Below are 20,442 nucleotides of genomic sequence, written 5' to 3' on the forward strand. Positions count from 1 at the left end.
ACCTAATTTTCTATGGTTTTAGGTGTGATGATAAATTAAATATTCAGTTATAAATATCTTTGATACCAAACTCGTAGAGTTTCAGGAGTGCAACTAATTTTAGGCACAATCGCAGTGATCGCAGCCCAATTCGATGGATAATCTTTTCACATTCAATCAATAATTGAACCGCTCTATCTCTGATTTCAGCGGGTGTATTTAGGTTTTTCATCGGATCACTACGCTTCGCTAGGTCTTGCAAAGCAATGCTTCTCATCTCAGAAAATTTTGTCTCCGACAAACCTGGTACCGGGTTATAATAATGGCCACCCAAAATACGATTGATCTATTATGAACACCTCCAATGACCCTTTACACGGCAAAAAACTTGCTGACATTTTGGATGAATTATTGGATTACTACGGTGGCTTTGAAGGTTTAAGTCGTAAAATTGAAATTAGATGTTTTTGCATAGATCCAAGTGTTAAATCATCATTGCGATTCTTGCGTACCACACCCTGGGCACGTGAAAAAGTAGAAAGCTTATATTTGTACGTGTTACGTCAAAAAGCAAAACAGAAACCCTAGCCTTAGGCAACACCCTATAGATAAAAGTGAATCTTTGACATGGTTTTGTATGCAAATTAACCATCTATATTTCTTCTTTCAACATTTGCTGTGTTATGGCGTAAACTAGCTCTACAAGTTGGAGTGTTATTCGTTATGAAAATTCAGGTGAACACCCTTGGTTTTATCCCAAGCACTTGTTTTTAATTCCTTTAATTTTGTATGTCGTTAAATTTAAGTTTAGTCATCAAGGTAATATCGTATGCTCAAGTGGTTCGAGAAACTTATAGATCCTTATCCAAATAAAGGTTTGACCGAACCCTTGCCAACCACTTTTTTTGCCTTTGTTTGGCAAGCAACTTCAGGTGTGCGCCCATATTTATTGTTATTGGTTGCATGTACTGCAGGCGCTGCCAGCTTTGAAGCTTTGTTATATGCAAAAATTGGCGATTTAGTCACATGGCTTAGTCAAAGTAAGCCAGATACTTTCCTTGCGCAACATCAAAAGAACCTCACTTTGATGTTTTGTATTTTATTGGCGAATATCTTTTTTGCCAGTGCGCAGTCGATTGTGAAGCATCAGATACTATACAGCGGTTTTCCAATGCGCTTGCGTTGGCGTTTTCATAATTTAATGCTGCAACAAAGCCTAGATTTTTTTCATAACGATTTTGCAGGACGACTGTCTGCCAAAGTCATGCAAACCGCTTTAGCCGTACGGGAGTTTTGGGTCATTTTGGGCGATATGCTTGCCTATGTATTCATTTACTTTATTACGATTAGTCTGGTGATGGGCGCAATTTCTCCAATACTCATTTTGCCATTATTGCTATGGTTAGCTTTATTTATTCTTGCCGCAGCTTATTTTGTTCCACGTTTGAGCAAAGTATCCAATCAACAAGCCGATGCACGTGCGGTGATGACAGGACGTGTGACGGATGCTTATACCAATATTCAAACCGTAAAATTATTTGCGCATGCAGGTCGTGAAAGCCAATACGCCAAAGCATCAATGCAAGAATTTATGGTGACAGTTTATAAACAAATGCGTTTGGGCGCTCAATATGAAATCAGCATTAATTTACTGAGTGTGGTGCTATATGTAGGTGTTTTAGGTACTGCTATTTGGCTTTGGCTCAATGGTCGTGCTGAATTAGGTATTATTGCTGCCACCACAGCCATGATTCTTAAATTGAACAGTATTGCCGAGTTTATGATGTGGCAGACCTCTGCCCTGTTTGAAAATGTCGGCACCATACAAGATGGTATGAAAACTCTTGGACGTCCAATTGCGATACAAGATAAAGCCGATGCGAAGCCATTACAAGTTACTCAAGGCGAAATTCAGTTTAAAGATGTAAGTTTTGCTTATAACAGTAAAAACGTAATTGACCAGTTTAATCTGCATATTAGTGCGGGCGAAAAAATTGGTATTGTGGGACGCTCAGGTGCAGGTAAATCGACCTTAATTCAATTGCTCTTGCATTTTTATGAACTTAAACACGGCTCAATTATGATTGATGGGCAAAATATTGAAGATGTGACCCAAGACAGTTTGCGTAAAAACATTGCACTTGTGACTCAAGATACTTCACTATTACATCGTACTGTGGCTGAAAATATTAAATATGGGCGACCTGACGCCACTGATGAAGAAATGTTTGAAGCAGTACGCAAAGCTAAAGCAGAGGAATTTATTCCACAATTGAGCGATTTACGTGGCAAAAAAGGCTATGAAGCTTACGTGGGAGAACGGGGTGTTAAACTTTCAGGCGGACAACGTCAACGTATTGCCATTGCCCGTGTTTTCTTAAAAGATGCGCCTATTTTAATTTTAGATGAAGCCACCAGCGCGCTTGACTCTGAAGTTGAAGCGGCAATTCAGTCGAGCCTTGATGAACTGATGCAAGGTAAAACTGTAATCGCGATTGCACACCGATTATCCACCATTGCACAAATGGATCGTTTAATTGTGCTTGATCAAGGACGTATTGCAGAACAAGGTACGCATGATGAACTAGTTGCGATGAACGGAATTTATGCACAACTTTGGCAGCGTCAAACAGGTGGTTTTTTAGTCGAACAAGATAAAATTGTAAAACCATCAACAGATAAACATTAAGATATCCAGTAATCTTGCTGTTACTCAGGCTTTGATGAGATGCAGATTTATCGCATGTAGTCAAAGTCTGTTTTGTCTAACAATTTTCATAGAATATCTTTAATTTTCATGCCAAGATGCAATATGTCATCTACATTGTGATGCAGTTGTTTGGCAAGCTAAGCTAAAAATAGATGACAGTCGCTAAGGTAAATTAAAATAAAATTAGCAAATGCAATGGAACATGCATGAAAACAATATCAGCACGTCAGGAACAAGGTGTTCCAGGGGTCTATGGCTTATTGGTTTTAGATGTTGTATCCCGTTGGGGCTATAACGCAGATACCTTATTTGCACCATTTCAACTCAATAGCGAAATGTTGGCAGACCCAGAATTTCGGATTCCAACGCCTCTTGCCAATGAATTGGTCAAACACGCTTTAAAACTCACAGGTGAATCGACGCTCGGTTATCATCTTGGTACGCAAATGCGTATTTCAATTCATGGCTTTATAGGCTATGCAATTATGACTGCGCATGAAATTAGTGATGCACTGATTTTAGCCAATCGTTTTATTCAACTGCGTATGCCCTTTTTACAGTTGTTTTTCTCGACTTTTGGTGAAAAAGCCAATCTGCAATTGCAGTGCGACATTCACATGGAACCTTTACGCACAGAAATCGCCATTGCTTTAATCATTGGCATGATTACCATGAGTAAAGCCATGACAGGTACCCAACACTTTACGGGCGAAGTCGATTTTGACTTTCCTAAACCTGCAGGTTTTGAGCAATATTTTACTAAATTCCCTTATCATCAATTTCGTTTTGATCAGCCTTATTTAGGTTTAAGTTTTGACAAGCAATATCTGGACTTAAAAATGATTAATGCCGATCCTATTGCCAGTCAAATTGCGATTAATCAATGTGAAGCCGAACTTTCAGCTCTAGGTGAACGTCGTCGCATTTCTATGCGTGTGCGTGATATTTTAACCCACGCGGAACAGCATTATTTAAGCATTGAAAATGTTGCCGATCATTTACACATGTCAGACCGCACACTTAAACGCCATCTGGCTGCAGAAGGGACTTCATTTTCAAACTTGGTTGATGAAGTCCGTTATAGGCATGCGACTTCCCTGCTTTCCCGTACGGACTACACGCTTGAACAAATTGCCGATGAATTGGGTTATAGCGATGTAGCTAATTTTAGTCGTGCTTTTAAACGCTGGAGTGGACGTAGTCCGAGCAATTGGCGTAAAGATCCGTATTTATAAACTTTTGTTTTTGGCAAAAAGCATGTATAAAACATGGCAAAAAGGTTCGATACAATTTAAGGAGTTATCTAATGAATCACCCAGCGGAATTAAAATATGCAAGAACACATGAATGGGTGCGTATTGAAGGTGATTTGGTCGTCACGGGTATTTCAGACCACGCACAAGATGCTTTAGGTGATTTAGTCTATGTAGAAACGCCTGAAGTTGGTCAAAAAGTCATTGCGGGTGAACAAGCTGGCGTCGTTGAGTCTGTTAAAACAGCTTCAGATATTCACGCACCTGTTTCAGGTGAAGTCGTCGAAGTAAATAGCAATTTAGATGATGACCCTGACTTTGTAAATGATGAACCGTATGGCAAAGGCTGGATTTATAAAATCAAACCAGACAATATGGCAGATGTAGAACAACTTTTATCGAGTGCGGAATATGAATCTGGCTTATAAGCCTAAAAATTTGCAGCTTTGAGTCGCTCAAATACAAAGAAATCAGCTTCGGCTGATTTTTTTGTATTCTAATTTGTAAAATAAATTAAATTATCTTTAGTTGATAAAAATAAAAAAACAGAAACAAAACCTCATGTTTCCCATAATTTTATTAAAAAAAACTACACTTTTCACGTAAATGATTTATTATTTTTGCATGATCTTGGGGTGTGATAACTTGCAATAACAAAGCATCTGTATAACAAAGTACACATTTCACTCTGCTTCACACACCATATATAGGTTTAAGTTATGCCTGCTATAAATACTGAACATTTATGGAATAAGTCATTTATTTTCTGCTTATTGAATAACTTGTTCTTATTCATATTTTATTTTGCGCAAACAACAATTTTGCCTATTTATATTGTGAATGAGTTGGGCGGTAACCTGTTCCAGGCAGGTTTAGCCATGACTTTGTTTATGTTATCTGCAATCGCGATTCGTCCATTTTGCGGGCTGATTATTGAAAAATTTGGTGTAAAGAAAACCTTATACGTATCTGAAATCATGTTTTGTCTGTGTAGCGTGGCATACATTTTTGTAGATAGTTTAGTGTTTTTACTCGTACTGCGTTTTTTACATGGGATTTGGTTCAGCATTGTCACCACAGTTACCGTTCCTATTGCCAATAACTTCATTTCAGACAGTCGAAAAGGTGAAGGTATGGGCTATTTTTTGATGTCGGTAAATTTAGGGATTGTATTGGGACCTTTAATTGGCTTAGGTTTGATTCAAACCATTTCCTATTCAGCCATTTCAACTTTATTGTCTTTAAGTGTTTGGGTGGGTTTTGCTTTTTGTTTGATGATTCCGCTTGTGGCACAAGCTAATAAAGTAAAAGTGGCATCGACACCAAAACGTAAATTAGGACTATATGATTTTGTAGAGAAAAAAGCTCTGCCAGTTTCACTGATGACGATGATGGTATCTTTTGCGTATGCCAGCATTATGTCGTTTATTTCAACTTTTGCAGAATCACGCCACATGCTGTCTTATGCTAGTTTGTTCTTTGTGGTATTTGCAATTTCTATGATGAGTTTGCGCCCTATTACAGGCAAAATTTATGATCGTCGTGGGCCGAGCGTGGTGATTTATCCTGCAATTGCACTATTTGCTTTAGGATTAATTGTCTTGAGCCAAGTACAAAGTGTGATCGGCTTTATGTTTGCAGCAGTATTGATTGGTATCGGTTTTGGCTCAGCACAGCCATGTTTGCAAACCATTTCCATTCAACGGTCACCAAAAGACCGCATTGCACTTGCTACTTCAACTTATTTCTGTTGTTATGACATTGGAATTGCCATGGGTGCTTTAGTTTTAGGTTATATCATTGCAGGTTATGGTTATACAGTGGCGTATTTACTGTGTGCTGTTTTGACATTGATCAGTTTAGTTTTCTATAAATTTGTTGTAGCAAAACAACCCCATTCAGACATTCAGGCTTAAATTTAAAACCCGATTGAAGAAGATTAGATTTTTCAATACAGCCACCCAAAAAACCTGAAATTTAAGGTTTTTTGGGTTTCTGGAGTTTTCTTTTTATGCAGTTTTAGCCAAAATCTGACGATTTAAGCTTTCAGCGACCTCAATGAGCAGTTGCTCAGTCTTATCCCAACCCAAGCAGCCATCGGTTACAGATTGACCATAGGTCATCTCGCAAGAAATCTTTTGATTCCCATCGACCAAATGACTTTCTAACATGATGCCACGGACTTGCGTCTGTTCACGTTCTGCCACAATGGTACGCAAGACTTGCGGTTGTTGTTGTGGATCTTTATGGCTATTGCCATGACTACAGTCGATAATCAATGCAGGCAACTGCCCTTTAGCTTTTTGCTGAATTTTCTCAATTTCTGCCAAATGATAATTTGGTCCTGAATTTGCGCCACGTAAAATTAAATGCGCGTGCGGATTACCTTGTGAAGACAAAATGGCAGGCAAACCTGACTGACTCATTCCCATGAATTGGTGTGGATGACTCGCCGATTGAATTGCATCTAAGGCGATTTGAATGGAGCCATCAGTTCCGTTTTTAAAACCAATGCTATAAGGCATGGCACTAGAAATTTCACGGTGAATTTGTGATTCACTGGTCCGTGCGCCAATTGCACCCCAAGCCAGTACATCATCAAAATATCCTGTAGCCATTGGACTTAAAATTTCAGAGGCAATCGGTAAACCCATTTCTATAATTTGTAGATACAGTTCACGTGATTTTTCTAAGCCTAGTTGCATATTTGCTGAGCCATCTAAGTCTGGGTCATACAAAAAGCCTTTCCAGCCTATTGTGGTACGTGGTTTTTCGATATAGGCACGCATCACCAAGAAAATTTGATCTGAAACTTGGCTTTGTAATTGTTTTAATTTTTCTGCATATTCGAGTGCTGCTTGCGGATCATGAATTGAACAAGGTCCTGCAATGACCAATAAGCGAGGGTCTGTGCCCGCTAAAATGTTCTGAATAATTTGTCGATGCTGTGCGACTTGTTGTTTTAGCGCAGATGAAAGTGGGAATTGTGCTTTGAGTTGATGCGGTAAACTTAAACTAATTTCAGTGTTTTGGGTTTGTTGTTGTAAGGCAGTATTTAAGGCATTCATTGGTCTGTTCCTTTGGACTGTTACTCTTTTTTTCAGTCCGATCATTTATTTCAGCGTTGTGGGTCTAATGGATTGCAAGGCTTGGGTCATAGATTGACTAAACTTAAACCAATAAAAGTTGCTAAAGTATGAATAATTAACGTTGTACATGATTAAATCTCCGAGATAATTATAAAATTTAAAACACCAGACATAAAAAAACCTGATCAGGGTTGCCGATCAGGTATCAACTGGTGGGCAACCTTTTGCCCGAACGCGACTCAGGCAATCATTGAAACTGCCAAAAGTAATAGTAAGCGTTTGCGATTAAAGGTTGCTTTAACATCTTGTTTTCATCAAAAAATGAGCTGTCAAAATTAAAATACGCTGTATTGTTCCGTTTGGCAATCCTTTTTGTAAAATAATTTTTATTGAATGTATTTATCAAAGTTAAGCAAAACTCTGTACACGACAAAAATAGATAACTCATTGAAATAATGTCATAATAATTGTTTTCTAACGACGAATACTATGACACATCTCAATGAGTTATATCTTATCTTAAACAAATATCTAAAATGGAACAAGTCACATTTAAAGTGCTTTGCGCTCATCATGCTTGTGATTATTTTAAAGCAAACATGTAATCTTTCTTCTGCATCTAAAGCCTTGCCCATCAAGTGCTTACCACAATCATTTTATCGACGTATGCAGCGCTTCTTTGCAGGTCAGTATTTTGATTATCGTCAAATTTCTCAGTTGATTTTCAATATGTTTTCATTCGACCAAGTGCAACTGACTTTAGATAGAACCAATTGGAAATGGGGAAAACGAAATATTAATATCCTGATGCTCGCAATCGTTTATCGTGGAATAGCGATACCTATCCTTTGGACATTGCTTAATAAACGTGGAAATTCAGATACGAAAGAGCGTATTGCTTTGATTCAACGCTTTATAGCCATTTTTGGTAAAGACCGTATTGTGAATGTGTTCGCAGACAGAGAGTTTATCGGTGAGCAGTGGTTTACATGGTTAATTGAACAAGACATCAACTTCTGCATTCGTGTTAAAAAAACTTCATTGTCACCAATCATTTAGGAAAGAATCATAAAATTAGTGATTTATTTCGCCATCTTAAAGTTGGTCAAATTGAATGTCGTAAACGACGGATTTTGGTTGGTCGGGTGAAACTATATATAAGTGCACTACAGTTAGAAAATGGAGAGCTTTTACTCGTCGTTTCTCCTCAGTTTAATGCCAATGCTATTCAGGATTATGCATTACGCTGGGAAATTGAAACCTTATTCAGTTGTCTCAAAGGACGCGGGTTTAATCTTGAAAATACGCGCTTGACAGACCCTAGACGAGTGAAAAAATTGATTGCGGTGTTAGCTATAAGCTTCTGTTGGTGTTACTTAACGGGTGAATGGCAACATGATCAAAAAAAAGCGATAAAAATAAAGAAGCATGGACGACTCTCAATGAGTTTATTTCGCTATGGTTTAGACTATGTTCAAATGGCGATTCAGCGTTTAATTGGTTTTGGGAAAAAAGAAGAGTTTAAGGAAATTTTGGCAATTTTAAGAAGGCAGAACCCTGATAGGATAAGGGTTCTGTGAAATTTGTCGTGTACAGAGTAAGCAAAATTAATTTACGGTCTTTAGCAAATCGGAGATTAAAAAAAACAAGGTGAAACTTGGGTTTAGTTGTGTCTTTATTTAAGCGTGCTACTTATCACTGATTAAAGTGAATCACACCACAAAAAGATTTACCTGCATGCATTAAATCATATGCTTCATTAATTTGAGATAATCCCATGGTGTGGGTTACAAATGGTTCGAGTTGAATATCACCCTTCATAGCCTCTTCAACCATGTCTGGCAATCGCGAACGCCCTTTTTTCACCACTAAATCCTGTTCCTTTCCATGTTCGACCAGTAACTAATACACTGCTCACATCTTCGCCAACTTCAACAATAATATCCACATTTTTATGCCCAAGAACTACTGGAAAAGACCTTTTAGAGTCTTCACCCGATAAGGTAAATGCATCGGTATAGCATACCCTTATGTGGGTAATTTTGATCAAGACTTCTCCAGCCTGCGATGGTTCATCATCAATTTCAAACGGTTAACCTAGACCGAATGCGATGGCTACTCATAATTTTATGAGCATATTATCCCTAATAGATAGATAACAAAATCCTCTTTCTATTTAGAGTTTCAAGCATTAACATGAGGATAATCGCCATGTATAAATACAGAATGACTTAAGAATAATTATGAAGATCCGAAGATCTTATTACTGGCTTGGAATGTTCGCTTTTTACGCAATTTTACTGACAGGATGCAGTTTACCGACGAATCAAGCGAGCAAAGATAGCCCTGTTGCCCATTATGTCGATCATTGGCTGAATGGTCAGGAAATTGAAGCGCACTTAGCTAAAAATTTAACTGCTTATCTTTCGCTAAATGATGCCTTTGGTAGCATCGCCTCGCGTTTATATTTGATTCAAAATGCACGGCATCATTTAGATTTACAATATTACATTTGGGAAGATGATTTAATCGGTCAGTTGATGTTGGCTGAACTGCTCAAAGCAGCCGATCGTGGTGTAAAAGTGCGCTTATTAATTGACGATCAAAATGGTACACAACTTGATCAAACTTTCAAACAGCTTGTCCAACATCCTAATTTTGAAATAAAAATTTTCAATCCATACAAATATCGGCATTTTCGTGTCATGGATTATTTGTTTCGTTTTAAACAAATCAATCGCCGTATGCACAACAAATTAATTATTGCCGATGGTGCAATTGCCGTGACAGGTGGGCGCAATATCAGCCGTGAATATTTTGATGCCAGTGAAAATTTTCAATTTACAGATATGGATATCCTATTCTATGGCAGCGCTGTTCCCCAAGCTAATGCCGTTTTTTTAGAATTTTGGAATGACGAACTAAGTTATTCGGTAAAGCAAGTATTAGGCACAGGAAACGCGTTGAAATTGCGTGAATTACGTCATCGCTATGAATTAAATAACAAATATAAAGATAAAATTCGTAAACGCGTGGATAATGCACAAGAAGAAATCAACATCAAATTAGAACACCGACTTGTACAGTGGGTTCGAGCGTATTTTGTCGCAGATTCGCCAAATAAAATTCGAGGTACAGCACAAGGCGAGCAACTCATTTATAAGCAAATGTTAAAGTTAATGGGTGAACCAAAACAACATCTGGAACTGGTTTCTGCCTATTTTGTTCCAACGGATGATGGGCTTAAAACACTTACACAGCTGGCTAAACAAGGAATACAGATACGCGTATTAACTAATTCATTTTCAGCCAATGATGTACCTTTGGTACATGCTTTTTATCAGCAGTATCGAAAAGATTTACTTAAATCAGGCATTCGTTTATATGAATTTAAGCCTTATATAGAGAGAAAAAAACGTACTTGGTATGAAGTTGCAACGGGTAATGTAATTCCCGCAAAAGGCAAAAATTCCTCAAGTTTGCATGCCAAATTCTTTGATATAGATGGTATGGTCTTTGTAGGCTCTTTTAACCTTGATCCTCGTTCTGCCTACTTAAATACCGAGGTTGGCTTGGTGTTAGAATCTGAACAATTGCAAAACGATGTTTATCAATCTTTAGACCGTTATTTGCCACAAATTGCGTATGAACTAAAATTAGATAAAAACGATCAAATTATTTGGTTAGATCATCAGGCAAATGGCAGTATTCAAACCTATCATTATGATCCTGAAACCACACAATTTCAGCGGTTTATAATGAAAACAGTGTCATTATTCCCTGTTGAATGGATGATGTAATGACATCGGGTATGCATTAGTTGATTGAAGCAAATTTCTTTCCCTGCAATGACCTCAAAGTTTCTTATAGTAAGCCTATTTCTTTAAATAATTTAAAATACGCTTCTGCCTTTTTCTCCAAAGCCAAAGGATAGGCTCTTGAAGATGAAGGCATTCGGTATAAATGCAAATCACGCTTGGCAAAATAACAATGTGTCGCCTGCCCAATTTGAGGTTTTTCGGCAGATTCAGGCATAGATAACATAAGTGTATCTGTCGCCTTATCGCCCGTGGTCATAATGCTTTGACATAAAGGCATATCGCTTAAAAGTGCTGCAATATCCATTGGTTTCTCAATCTGTAAAAATTTGTCTGATGCATTGCCTTTTAAGCGAATCACCTGCTGCGCCGTATCTGAAATAGCAATACCTGTAGTGTTTAGAAAATCAATAATTTTATGCAGATGAAAATTTTTAGCTTCTAAATCTAAAAAGTAGTTTTTATCTTGAAAAAAGCATAAACCAAAAATTTTCCACATATCATTTTGATAATTCGGATAATAAAAATCCATTTTCCAACGGCTTTTAGGGGGTGGAAAACTCCCCAGCATTAACAGCTTGGCATTGGCGGGTAAAAAGGGTTCGAGTGGATGGGTTTCTATTTCAAAATCAGTCATTAATAAATTAACCCTTAGCTGCAAATTGTGTTCATCATCTTATTCTAGCTAAAAAGTGTAATGGTCATAGGTGATTTGGCTAAAATCAAATTCACAAGGTTTTCACAATATTATTTTTTTTGCATGAAAATTGTTGATTTAAATGACAGTGGAATTTTCAATAATATCTATAAAAAAGCTAATTCCAAAATATACAGATTATTAGTTAAGTTAGGCGCTTGACAGAGCCATAGACTATTACAAGGTAAAATATGACATTAACTATACTTCTTAAAGTTGAGTCAAACGCTCGCAGAAGTAGAGGTATATGTCACGGTCAAATTTAAACCCAACACATGCACTACTTTTAGTACAATATCAAAATCGGGTACAAGCTCACCAAATAATGAGCGATATCATGATTCACGTCCTTACTCCTATCTAGCTATAGCTAGTTAGGTCATGTCGCGAGCATTTGTGATTTAAATCTGCGTCTAGCAATAATAGCCTACTAAATATAAAGGAATGGAGAGCAAAAAGTGGTTTTCACATCTTAGGTCATAATAATTCTACCTAAAACCGTTCTAAAATCCTCTCCGCGATTTCTTTGCCCCAAATTTGGTAAATTTCTTTACTTGGATGAAAACCATCTTTTGCCATTTCTAAATCCATGGATTGATATTTTTGAATATCATATTCAATCCATTGCATATCTTCTTGTTGTACAATCATTTTTTCTAATTGTAAGTTCATTTTTTTAGCGTATTGTCCAAATAGCCAAGACAAGGGATTGGGTAATGCAGGAAATAAATGCATCGGTGGAACGCCAGTAGCAATGATTAATTCAGGGTGGAATTTCGCTTGAATAAGCTGATAAAATTGTTGCTGTTGTTTGATCCAAGTTCGTGCTGGCATTAAGCGAGTCACATCATTGACACCAACAGAAGTAACCACGACATCATATTTTTGATTTACCATTTTTTTGATCTTTTGAATGAGTTGTGAGGTCGTATCTCCAGACTGTGCTTCTAAACGCCAATGTACTTGATACTGATGTTGCAAGGCAGAAACCACAGCGCCCAATAGCGCATCATTTTGATGTGCTACCCCAACACCTGCAGCGGCAGAATCTCCTAAAATCAATAATGACAGCGTTTGCCCTTGCCCTGTAATACCCTCACGTTCGCCCTCAGCCTCTGGCAATCGAATCGTATTTTTTTTACGCGACTTCCCTGAATTACTAAAGCGGGAATTAAGGCAAGGGTTGCTGCTCTAAGCCACATGACACTTCACTCTTAAATAAGAAAACCGAAAATACAAATTTTAAAACCCAAACAAAAGTAGATACTTAAATATAAAAATAGCATCGTGTCATTTAAAGAGTTTTCATTCATCAACAGCTTTAAATTTCAGGATGCTATTTATTACGATGATTACTGCGATTTAGCCGAGCTTATTGACCAATTTTAATGGTAAAACTTTCATAGCTAAACCTAGTGGCAACCATGGCCATTTAGGTACATAGGCTTTAATTGGTGCTTTTTCAATTTCTGCTGCAAGTAAGCGAGAACCTGTTTTTTCATCAACTTCAAAAGGCAGTTTTTTTGCACCTTCGTTGATTTCTGTGCGAATATAACCTGGAAAAATAGTCGTAACTTGAATAGGTGTATCAATTAATTCTGCACGAATCCCTTCTGCCAAATGCGCCACAGCAGCTTTACTTGCGCCGTAAGCAGTAAGATGTTTTGGCATTCCACGAATAGCACTCATAGATGAAATCATCACTAAATGCCCTGAATTTTGCTCACGGAAAATTTCAACTGCAGCTTCACACTGCGCCAAAGCTGAAATAAAGTTTGTTTCTACCGTAGCTTTGTTGATGGCAAAATTGCCTTTACCAATGCGGCGCCCTTCGCCTACGCCTGCATTGACAATAATGCGGTCAATTTGTCCAAAGTCTTGTTTAAATTCACGAAATACCAGAAACACTTGATCATAATTGGTGACATCCAGCGTTTTTGCAATGACACGAACACCAAACTGGCTTTCCAGTTCTTGTTTCAGTGTTTCTAAACGCTCTATACGTCGGGCACAAATCGCAAGGTTATAACCCATTTGAGCAAATTCACATGCCATACCCGCACCAATACCCGAACTTGCACCTGTAATTAGAATTGTTTTTGTCATGGTTTGATCCTTAAATCCAAGTCAATAAATTTGAGTTTTCAGCTTTGATAAAATGATGTTCATTCAAGCTTAACAGTTGTGGTTCACTACCGACCAAACGCAAAGTGGTGATACTTGAGTTGGTAATTGCCCAGTTCAATGCAAAGGTTTTATTGGGCGTTAAGCCTAAAATGTTACCTGCAGCCACAGAAATCACACCACCAGAAGTAAATACCACAGCATATCGTGGTTGTTTTTGGGCTAAGTCATCACATAAATGCTGCAATGCATTTTCGACACGCTGTTTAAAATGCGGCCAAGATTCTTCATATTCGTGGTGATATTCACCGCCTGTCCAGCGTTCTATCGCACCCTCAAAGATTTTTGCCAAATATGCACGAGGATTGGCCTCTTTCGCGACATCTTCTTTCATCAATTCAGGTTGATTAAAACGCGGTTCATACCGCGCAAAAACCTGTTGATGATTAAACTCATTCCATGCACTATCGGTATGAATTTCGACCTCAGGAAAACATTCTGACAAAGCGAGTTGAGCAGTTTGCTGATGACGCTGCATTGAACCAGCCACTACATAAGGTGCTTCTTTTAAAATGCGATCAAAATAACGTCCGAGCAATTTGGCTTGTAACTCACCATTGGGCGAAAGTTGGTCATAACTTTCTGCCCCGAAAGATGCTTGCCCATGACGAATTAAATAAATAGTGGTCATTTCGGCATCAATTCCTTAAATTTGGTGATATATTTTTGCGCCAGTTCATTTGCTTCCAGTTTTTGCAAACCAATTAGTTTTAAGGCACGAATATGCAAGGCATGAATGACAATCCAAAAATCCTTAAATGCAGGATTATTGGTTTGCTTGTGGAAATAACGATAATAAATTTGCTGAGCAATCACGGCTAAACGGAAAATTCCAAATACTTCATAGAAAGTCCAGTTGTCGGTGCTTAATCCAGTTTTTTGCAAATAGTAATCCACCACTTGCTGACGTGTGAACATGCCTTTTAAATGAGTTGGTTGACGACGAGTTGCTTTAAAAATTTGGTTATCGCTATCTTCCACCCAATATGCCAAAGCAGAGCCTAAATCCATGAGTGGATCGCCCAGTGTTGCCATTTCCCAATCCAAAACCCCAATCACTTGAGTTGGATTTTTGGGGTCTAAAATCACATTATCAAAACGCCAGTCATTATGAATAATGCAGGTTTTAGAATCTGCAGGAATATGATCTAGTAACCATTTACGCACATATTTAAAAGATGGCACGTTAATGGTATGCGCTTTGGCATAGCGTGCATCCCAACCTTCTACCTGACGTCGGCAATAACCATCACCTTTCCCTAATTTTTCTAGCTCAGTTCCTGCATAAGGTACTTGATGCAGCTCGATGAGTTTATCAATGACATTTACACAAAGTTCATGCACTTGCGCTTCGCTAAAATCAAGCTCAGGTGGCAATTTTGCACGTGGAATAATACCTTCAATACGTTGCATCACGTAAAAATCGCAGCCAATGACAGATTCGTCCTGACATAGTGCTACCATTTCAGGTAATACAGGATAAAACGGAGCTAAATTCTTTTGTACATGATATTCACGCGCCATGTCGTGTGCGGATTTAGCTTTAGTACCTTTAGGTGGACGACGCAAAATTAAATCAGCATTGCTGTACTTGAGGCGATATGTCCAGTTAGATGCACCGCCTGAATATTGTGTGACTTCTACAGGTTCTAAGACATCGACATTTTGTTGTTTTAACCATGCTGTCACTGCCTGAATATCGAGTTCTTCACCTTTGCGTACTGTGCCGCCTACATCAATAACTGACATTATTTTTCCCTAATTTCCCATTTTTTTAATCTAACATAGATTTTCGGTGTTCACTTGTGATGTATCGGCAATATAGAAAATATTGCCAATACACTATCGAGCGACACAATAAAAAATTCGCAACTGACTTATTTTTTTCGGCTGCTACGATAACCACGTTTTGCCAACTCAAGTTTGGCGATCATGCCTTTGTGTACTTCGTCTGGCCCATCAGCAAGACGTAAACTTCGGGCTTGAGCAAAAAAGGCTGTCAGCGGTGTATCTCTAGACACGCCTGCGCCGCCATGAATCTGCATCGCCATATCCACGACTTTTTCCAGCACACTTGGCGCGACCACTTTAATTGCAGAAATTTCAGTCAGTGCTGCCATATTCCCTAAAGTATCCATTTTATAGGCAGCATACAAGGTTAATAATCGAGCCTGATCAATGGCAACGCGAGCTTCTGCCACACGTTCCAGGTTACCACCCAGTTTTAAAATCTCTTTACCAAATGCGGTACGGCTCATACCCCGGTCAATCATCAACTCTAATGATTTTTCAGCAGCACCGATGCAACGCATACAATGGTGAATACGGCCTGGCCCTAAACGCCCTTGGGCAATTTCAAAGCCTTGACCTGCACCCCCAATAAAATTCGAAACTGGAACACGAACATTATCAAAGCTGACTTCGCCGTGGCCATGTGGTGCATCATAGTCACCAAAGACTGGAAGCATCCGTTCGATTTTTACGCCTGCAGTATCGACTGGAACTAAAACCATGGAATGCTGATGATGACGGTCTTTGGATTCATCCGGTGTATGTGCCATAAAGATGATGATTTTGGCATTTGGATCACCCAAACCTGAAGACCACCATTTACGACCATTCAAAACAATTTCATCACCTTCAACTACCGCCGTCGCCTGCATATTGGTAGCATCACTTGAAGCCACAGCAGGTTCAGTCATACAGAACACTGAACGGATTTTCCCTTCCAGAAGTGGCATCAACCATTGCTGTTTTTGTTCTTCAGAACCATAGCGCCACAATACTTCCATATTACCGCTATCTGGCGCATTACAGTTAAAGACGGTAGGTGCAATCAGGCTTCGTCCAGAAAGTTCAGCGATATGTGCATATTCCTGAACGGATAATCCCTGACCTAATTCTGGACAAGGTAAAAACATATTCCATAAACCTGCAGCTTTGGCTTTGGCTTTTAATTGTTCTAATTGTGCTGGCCATTGCCATTTAGTCCAGTCACCACCCTGATTTAATTCGTGAACTTCTGCCCAGAATTCAGCTTCAATCGGCTCAATTTCTTGGGCAATAAAGGCTTTGGTACGTTCTATATAGTCTTTGGCGCGTGCAGATAGCTCAAACATGGTTCAAATCCCTTAAAATATTGTATTCATTGCTTTACAACACCTTAACTTGAAAACTAATATGAACAAAATGATTTAATTCAATAAAACACTATGAATCATGTTCATAACAATGCAAAAGTTGATCTTGCCGTTTTTCATCGTTTAGACATCAATTTATACCCGATGTTTGTTGCAATTTATGAGCAGCGCAGTATTTCCAAAGCTGCACAAATTTTGTGTATTAGCCAATCTGCCGCCAGTCATGCTTTGCAGCGTTTAAGACAACATTTACAAGATGATTTACTGGTGCGAAGTGGCAATAAAATGCTGCCTACGCCTTTTGCCGAGCAAATTTATCCGACGATTAAAAATGCCTTGTTGGCGATTCAAAGTATTGCAATACAGAAACAGCAATTTGAGCCGAATATGTTGCAATCGCTCAAAATTGCTATCCATGATGAAATTGAACCGATTATTTTTCCTAAATTGGTGGCGCATTTTCAAAAGTTGAACTTGGATATTCAATTTCTGAGCCACAAATTAGACCGCAAAACGGTTTTGGCAGATTTAGCAACACAACAAATTGATTTTGTAATTGATTTAGAACAAAACTTTGGCGATAAAATTCAGTTTCAATCCTTAGTTCAAGACCAATTTGTGGTCTGTAGTTCACAACAAGAAATGAATACTGCACTTTATTTATCTTCTGCACATATTGGGGTTTCATCACGGCGTACAGGTATGTTGCTAGAAGATATTTATTTGCATCAAAAGCAATTATCACGGCAGGTTTTTTTACGTTGTCAGCACTATTCTACAGCCTTACAGATTTTACAGCAGCATCCTCAAGCCATACTAACTATTCCTAAAATGATTTTAAAGCATTTGAATATGAGCCAAAAATTGAATATTTTTGATGTGCCTGTAGACTTGCCTGTAATTAATATGGGGATGTATTGGCATAAAGATTTACAGGAAAATTCAAGGCATTATTTCTTAAGAGAGGAAATTTCTAAAATTTTTGCTTAGGCTATTTTGGGTTAATCTTAAATTCGCAAGTGGATGCTAATCGTCTTGTATGATTCTATAAAAAAATAAAAGCTGCCGAAGCAGCTTTTTAATATGGGTTTGTTCTTAAAACTTCACTTCCAATACCTTTGTAGATACTTTACCTTTCCATAAATCACGCAAAATTGGCAAATAGAACTTTTCACCTACTTCTACCAATTCTGCATCAATTAAGGCATGTGTTTCATGCATAAATAAATAATCTAGCTCTACAGTTTGTAATTGTTGTTGGGCTTTGGCGAAGTCTTTACGTTTTTGTTGGGCTTGTTTCACCAATTGATCTGCAAATGTCTTGCCTTTGAACTGACTGAGCGCATTTAAACGTAATTCAATTACGCCCCACCCACTGAGCAACAACTTAAATAATTCTAAATCTGCAGTGGTCGATTCCCACGTCATTTCTTCCAGATTTTCATTTTCAGGCAATACAGGTAGTAAAAGCTCCATTACACTTGGAAAAATCTTTTTAAAATTCAAGATAAATTTAACAGGCTGCTCACCCGGGTAATCTTTAAATTGCACGTGTTGCTGAACATCTGTTAAATAAATTGAGAGCATTGAATAAAACCTTAAATTCTAAAAATTGTTATTTACGGCGTAATAAGCAAACACCTAAACAACAAGGGAGATGCATTTTATCAATAATCATAATTTATTCAATGCTGTGTTGTTGCTTGTACTTCAGCTAAAGTCCCACAAAGAAGAGAGCCGCCAAATTGCGACTAACTTACCATTTGGTTTTAAATCTCAGACCAAACTACTTACTTTTGCTCCTTAAGCGGATGGTCTGGTTCTGTATTTGGCTTTTTCTGTGGCTCGGTATTTTTATAAAGATCGTGCTTACCCTTATCCTCATTGGACTCTTTTTGAGGCTTAGATTCTTGATTAGATGAATTGATATTGCTCATATTAATTTCCTTATTTCATGATATCTGTTTATAAATAAAATGAATTTGACTTAACATCAATAATGTTCGGGTTACTCCTTACTAATCTGCAACAGTTTCGCTGATTTTTATAAACAAAGTCTGTGTTTATCTCGCATCATAAGCAGACAAACACAGACCTTTAACTATGCTTAAACTGACTATTTGGTGTTTGGTGCAATCATCTGTTCTGGACGTACCACTTCATCAAACTGCTCTGCTGTGACCAAATTCAGCTCTACTGCAACTTGCTTTAAGGTTTTATTTTCCTTATAAGCCTTTTTAGCTACCTTCGCTGCATTCTCATAACCAATTACAGGATTCAAAGCAGTGACTAACATGAGTGAATCATGCAAAAAGTGATCTATTTTTTCACGGTTTGCTTGAATGCCCACGGCGCAATGTTCATTAAAGCTATTGCAAGCATCACCCAAGAGTTGAATAGATTGCAATAAGTTATATGCGATCACTGGCATAAATACATTGAGTTCAAAATTGCCCGATGCGCCTGCCACATTAATTGTGGTGTCATTACCCAACACTTGTGCAACTACCATGGTCATTGCTTCGCTTTGTGTTGGATTAACCTTGCCCGGCATAATACTTGAACCAGGTTCATTTTCTGGAATTCGCAATTCACCCAAACCACAACGTGGGCCGCTGGCTAACCAACGAATATCATTGGCAATTTTATTTAAACTCACCGCCAAAGTTTTTAATGCACCTGAAGCAAATACCGCAGCATCACGCCCAGCCAAAGCCTCAAACTTATTGGGTGCAGTCACAAAAGCTAAGCCTGTAAGCTGTGCCAATTTTTCAGCTACTTCTACCGCATAATCAGGGTGTGCATTTAAGCCTGTACCGACTGCTGTACCGCCCAATGGCAACTCATACAAGCCTGTTAAAGCCTGTTCTAGACGTTTTAAACCATGATCTAGCTGCGATACATAGCCACTAAATTCCTGCCCTAAAGTTAATGGTGTCGCATCTTGTAAATGTGTACGTCCAATTTTGACAATTTCAGAAAATTCTTCACTTTTCGCATGCAACGTATCGCGCAAACTCTTTACTGCAGGAATGAGCAGTTCATTAATTTGCAAACTCGCTGCCACATGAATTGCAGTTGGAAAAGAATCATTGGTTGATTGGGCACGGTTGACATGATCATTCGGATGTACAGGATTCTGTGCACCTAACGGATGACCTAGTTTCTGATTGGCAATATTGGCAATCACTTCATTACAGTTCATGTTACTTTGCGTCCCCGAACCGGTTTGCCACACCACCAAAGGAAATTGACTATCCCACTGCCCTGCAATGACTTCATCTGCTGCACCAACAATGTACTGCGCCAGTTCTTGAGGGATTTGCCTTAAGTTTGCATTAGTGATTGCCGCCGCTTTTTTAACTAAGCCCATCGCGCGAATCATGGCGCGTGGTAAACGCTCATTACCTATTTTAAAATTTTGTAAGCTGCGCTGAGTTTGCGCGCCCCAAAGTGCATTATTCGGAACTTCAACTTCACCCATAGTGTCATGTTCAATACGTGTTTGCATGTTCAGCCTTATTCCTTCGTGATTTCGTTATGATGTCATGTATTCTTGTATTGATCTTATA

At 38.4% G+C, this 20,442-nt stretch carries 17 protein-coding genes and 4 pseudogenes; 8 read left to right on the forward strand and 13 right to left on the reverse strand.

The genetic code is table 11. The features are described from left to right. Positions 1 to 50 precede the first annotated feature (50 nt). Positions 51 to 211 (reverse strand): annotated as a pseudogene (locus K1T76_RS06870) (IS3 family transposase); the annotation flags it as partial. Between the two features lie 119 nt (positions 212 to 330). Between K1T76_RS06870 and K1T76_RS06875 the strand changes: the two are divergent. The 5 genes from K1T76_RS06875 (at position 331) to K1T76_RS06895 (ending at position 5,858) form a co-directional block, all read left to right on the forward strand. Beyond that, a complete protein-coding gene (locus tag K1T76_RS06875) occupies positions 331 to 567 on the forward strand; it encodes a VF530 family DNA-binding protein (RefSeq protein WP_002058193.1) in 237 nt (78 codons plus the stop codon). 241 nt (positions 568 to 808) lie between these two features. Beyond that, positions 809 to 2,668, forward strand: a complete 1,860-nt coding sequence (locus tag K1T76_RS06880; protein WP_230244871.1) for an ABC transporter ATP-binding protein — start codon at positions 809 to 811, stop codon at positions 2,666 to 2,668. Positions 2,669 to 2,895: 227 nt separating this feature from the next. Further along, entirely contained in the window at positions 2,896 to 3,924 is a 1,029-nt protein-coding gene (locus K1T76_RS06885; RefSeq protein ID WP_230244873.1) for a helix-turn-helix transcriptional regulator, read from the forward strand. Positions 3,925 to 3,995: 71 nt separating this feature from the next. Continuing rightward, a complete protein-coding gene (gcvH, locus tag K1T76_RS06890; protein ID WP_230244875.1) occupies positions 3,996 to 4,370 on the forward strand; it encodes a glycine cleavage system protein GcvH in 375 nt (124 codons plus the stop codon). 291 nt (positions 4,371 to 4,661) lie between these two features. Continuing rightward, positions 4,662 to 5,858 carry an MFS transporter gene (locus K1T76_RS06895; RefSeq protein WP_230244877.1) on the forward strand — a complete coding sequence of 399 codons (1,197 nt, stop codon included), beginning with the start codon at positions 4,662 to 4,664 and terminating at the stop codon, positions 5,856 to 5,858. Positions 5,859 to 5,951: 93 nt separating this feature from the next. On the opposite strand, the gene K1T76_RS06900 is transcribed toward K1T76_RS06895, so the two are convergent. Further along, on the reverse strand, positions 5,952 to 7,010 hold the full coding sequence (locus K1T76_RS06900) for a 3-deoxy-7-phosphoheptulonate synthase (protein ID WP_230244878.1): 1,059 nt from the start codon (positions 7,008 to 7,010) through the stop codon (positions 5,952 to 5,954). 510 nt (positions 7,011 to 7,520) lie between these two features. On the opposite strand from K1T76_RS06900, the gene K1T76_RS06905 reads away from it, so the two are divergent. Then, positions 7,521 to 8,611, forward strand: a protein-coding gene (locus K1T76_RS06905) for an IS4-like element ISAba1 family transposase (RefSeq protein ID WP_085940413.1) whose coding sequence is annotated in 2 segments (ribosomal slippage) — positions 7,521 to 8,061 and positions 8,061 to 8,611 — 1,092 coding nt in all. Because the reading frame shifts where the segments join, the coding sequence is not laid out codon by codon here. A gap of 115 nt (positions 8,612 to 8,726) precedes the next feature. Here the strand turns inward: K1T76_RS06905 and K1T76_RS15120 are convergent. Beyond that, a pseudogene (locus K1T76_RS15120) lies at positions 8,727 to 8,940 on the reverse strand (S-(hydroxymethyl)glutathione dehydrogenase); the annotation flags it as partial. Continuing rightward, positions 8,938 to 9,114 (reverse strand): annotated as a pseudogene (locus tag K1T76_RS15125) (alcohol dehydrogenase catalytic domain-containing protein); the annotation flags it as partial. The pseudogenes K1T76_RS15120 and K1T76_RS15125, both read right to left, overlap by 3 nt. Before the next feature lie 193 nt (positions 9,115 to 9,307). On the opposite strand from K1T76_RS15125, the gene K1T76_RS06915 reads away from it, so the two are divergent. After that, the gene (locus tag K1T76_RS06915) at positions 9,308 to 10,831 is read left to right on the forward strand and encodes a phospholipase D family protein (RefSeq protein WP_230244880.1); all 1,524 of its coding nucleotides are present in this window, start codon (positions 9,308 to 9,310) and stop codon (positions 10,829 to 10,831) included. A 64-nt stretch (positions 10,832 to 10,895) separates the two neighbouring features. Here the strand turns inward: K1T76_RS06915 and K1T76_RS06920 are convergent, their stop codons facing one another. The 6 genes and pseudogenes from K1T76_RS06920 to K1T76_RS06945 all read right to left on the reverse strand — a co-directional run bounded on the left by K1T76_RS06920 (position 10,896) and on the right by K1T76_RS06945 (position 16,849). Then, positions 10,896 to 11,486, reverse strand: a complete 591-nt coding sequence (locus tag K1T76_RS06920) for a uracil-DNA glycosylase family protein (RefSeq protein ID WP_230244882.1) — start codon at positions 11,484 to 11,486, stop codon at positions 10,896 to 10,898. 552 nt (positions 11,487 to 12,038) lie between these two features. Continuing rightward, a pseudogene (locus K1T76_RS06925) lies at positions 12,039 to 12,748 on the reverse strand (SGNH/GDSL hydrolase family protein). A gap of 160 nt (positions 12,749 to 12,908) precedes the next feature. Beyond that, on the reverse strand, positions 12,909 to 13,652 hold the full coding sequence (locus K1T76_RS06930) for an SDR family oxidoreductase (RefSeq protein WP_230244884.1): 744 nt from the start codon (positions 13,650 to 13,652) through the stop codon (positions 12,909 to 12,911). A gap of 10 nt (positions 13,653 to 13,662) precedes the next feature. Beyond that, a complete protein-coding gene (locus K1T76_RS06935; RefSeq protein WP_125280108.1) occupies positions 13,663 to 14,361 on the reverse strand; it encodes a histidine phosphatase family protein in 699 nt (232 codons plus the stop codon). Next, a complete protein-coding gene (locus K1T76_RS06940; protein ID WP_125280109.1) occupies positions 14,358 to 15,479 on the reverse strand; it encodes a phosphotransferase family protein in 1,122 nt (373 codons plus the stop codon). The genes K1T76_RS06935 and K1T76_RS06940 overlap by 4 nt, the downstream gene beginning before the upstream one ends. A 128-nt stretch (positions 15,480 to 15,607) precedes the next feature. Continuing rightward, positions 15,608 to 16,849: an acyl-CoA dehydrogenase family protein gene (locus K1T76_RS06945; protein WP_230244886.1), complete on the reverse strand. Its 1,242-nt coding sequence runs from the start codon at positions 16,847 to 16,849 to the stop codon at positions 15,608 to 15,610. A 93-nt stretch (positions 16,850 to 16,942) separates the two neighbouring features. On the opposite strand from K1T76_RS06945, the gene K1T76_RS06950 reads away from it, so the two are divergent. After that, positions 16,943 to 17,860, forward strand: a complete 918-nt coding sequence (locus K1T76_RS06950; protein ID WP_178866655.1) for a LysR family transcriptional regulator — start codon at positions 16,943 to 16,945, stop codon at positions 17,858 to 17,860. A gap of 105 nt (positions 17,861 to 17,965) precedes the next feature. On the opposite strand, the gene K1T76_RS06955 is transcribed toward K1T76_RS06950, so the two are convergent. From K1T76_RS06955 to fumC, 3 genes are all read right to left on the reverse strand, one after another. Beyond that, on the reverse strand, positions 17,966 to 18,457 hold the full coding sequence (locus K1T76_RS06955) for a hypothetical protein (protein ID WP_230244888.1): 492 nt from the start codon (positions 18,455 to 18,457) through the stop codon (positions 17,966 to 17,968). A gap of 203 nt (positions 18,458 to 18,660) precedes the next feature. After that, the gene (locus K1T76_RS06960; protein WP_230244890.1) at positions 18,661 to 18,807 is read right to left on the reverse strand and encodes a hypothetical protein; all 147 of its coding nucleotides are present in this window, start codon (positions 18,805 to 18,807) and stop codon (positions 18,661 to 18,663) included. Positions 18,808 to 18,986: 179 nt separating this feature from the next. After that, complete coding sequence (gene fumC, locus K1T76_RS06965) at positions 18,987 to 20,381, reverse strand: class II fumarate hydratase (RefSeq protein ID WP_230244892.1); 1,395 nt, start codon at positions 20,379 to 20,381, stop codon at positions 18,987 to 18,989. Positions 20,382 to 20,442: the final 61 nt, after the last annotated feature.

It is taken from the genome of Acinetobacter sp. PW68 (assembly GCF_020982655.1).
Lineage (GTDB): Bacteria > Pseudomonadota > Gammaproteobacteria > Pseudomonadales > Moraxellaceae > Acinetobacter > Acinetobacter towneri_A.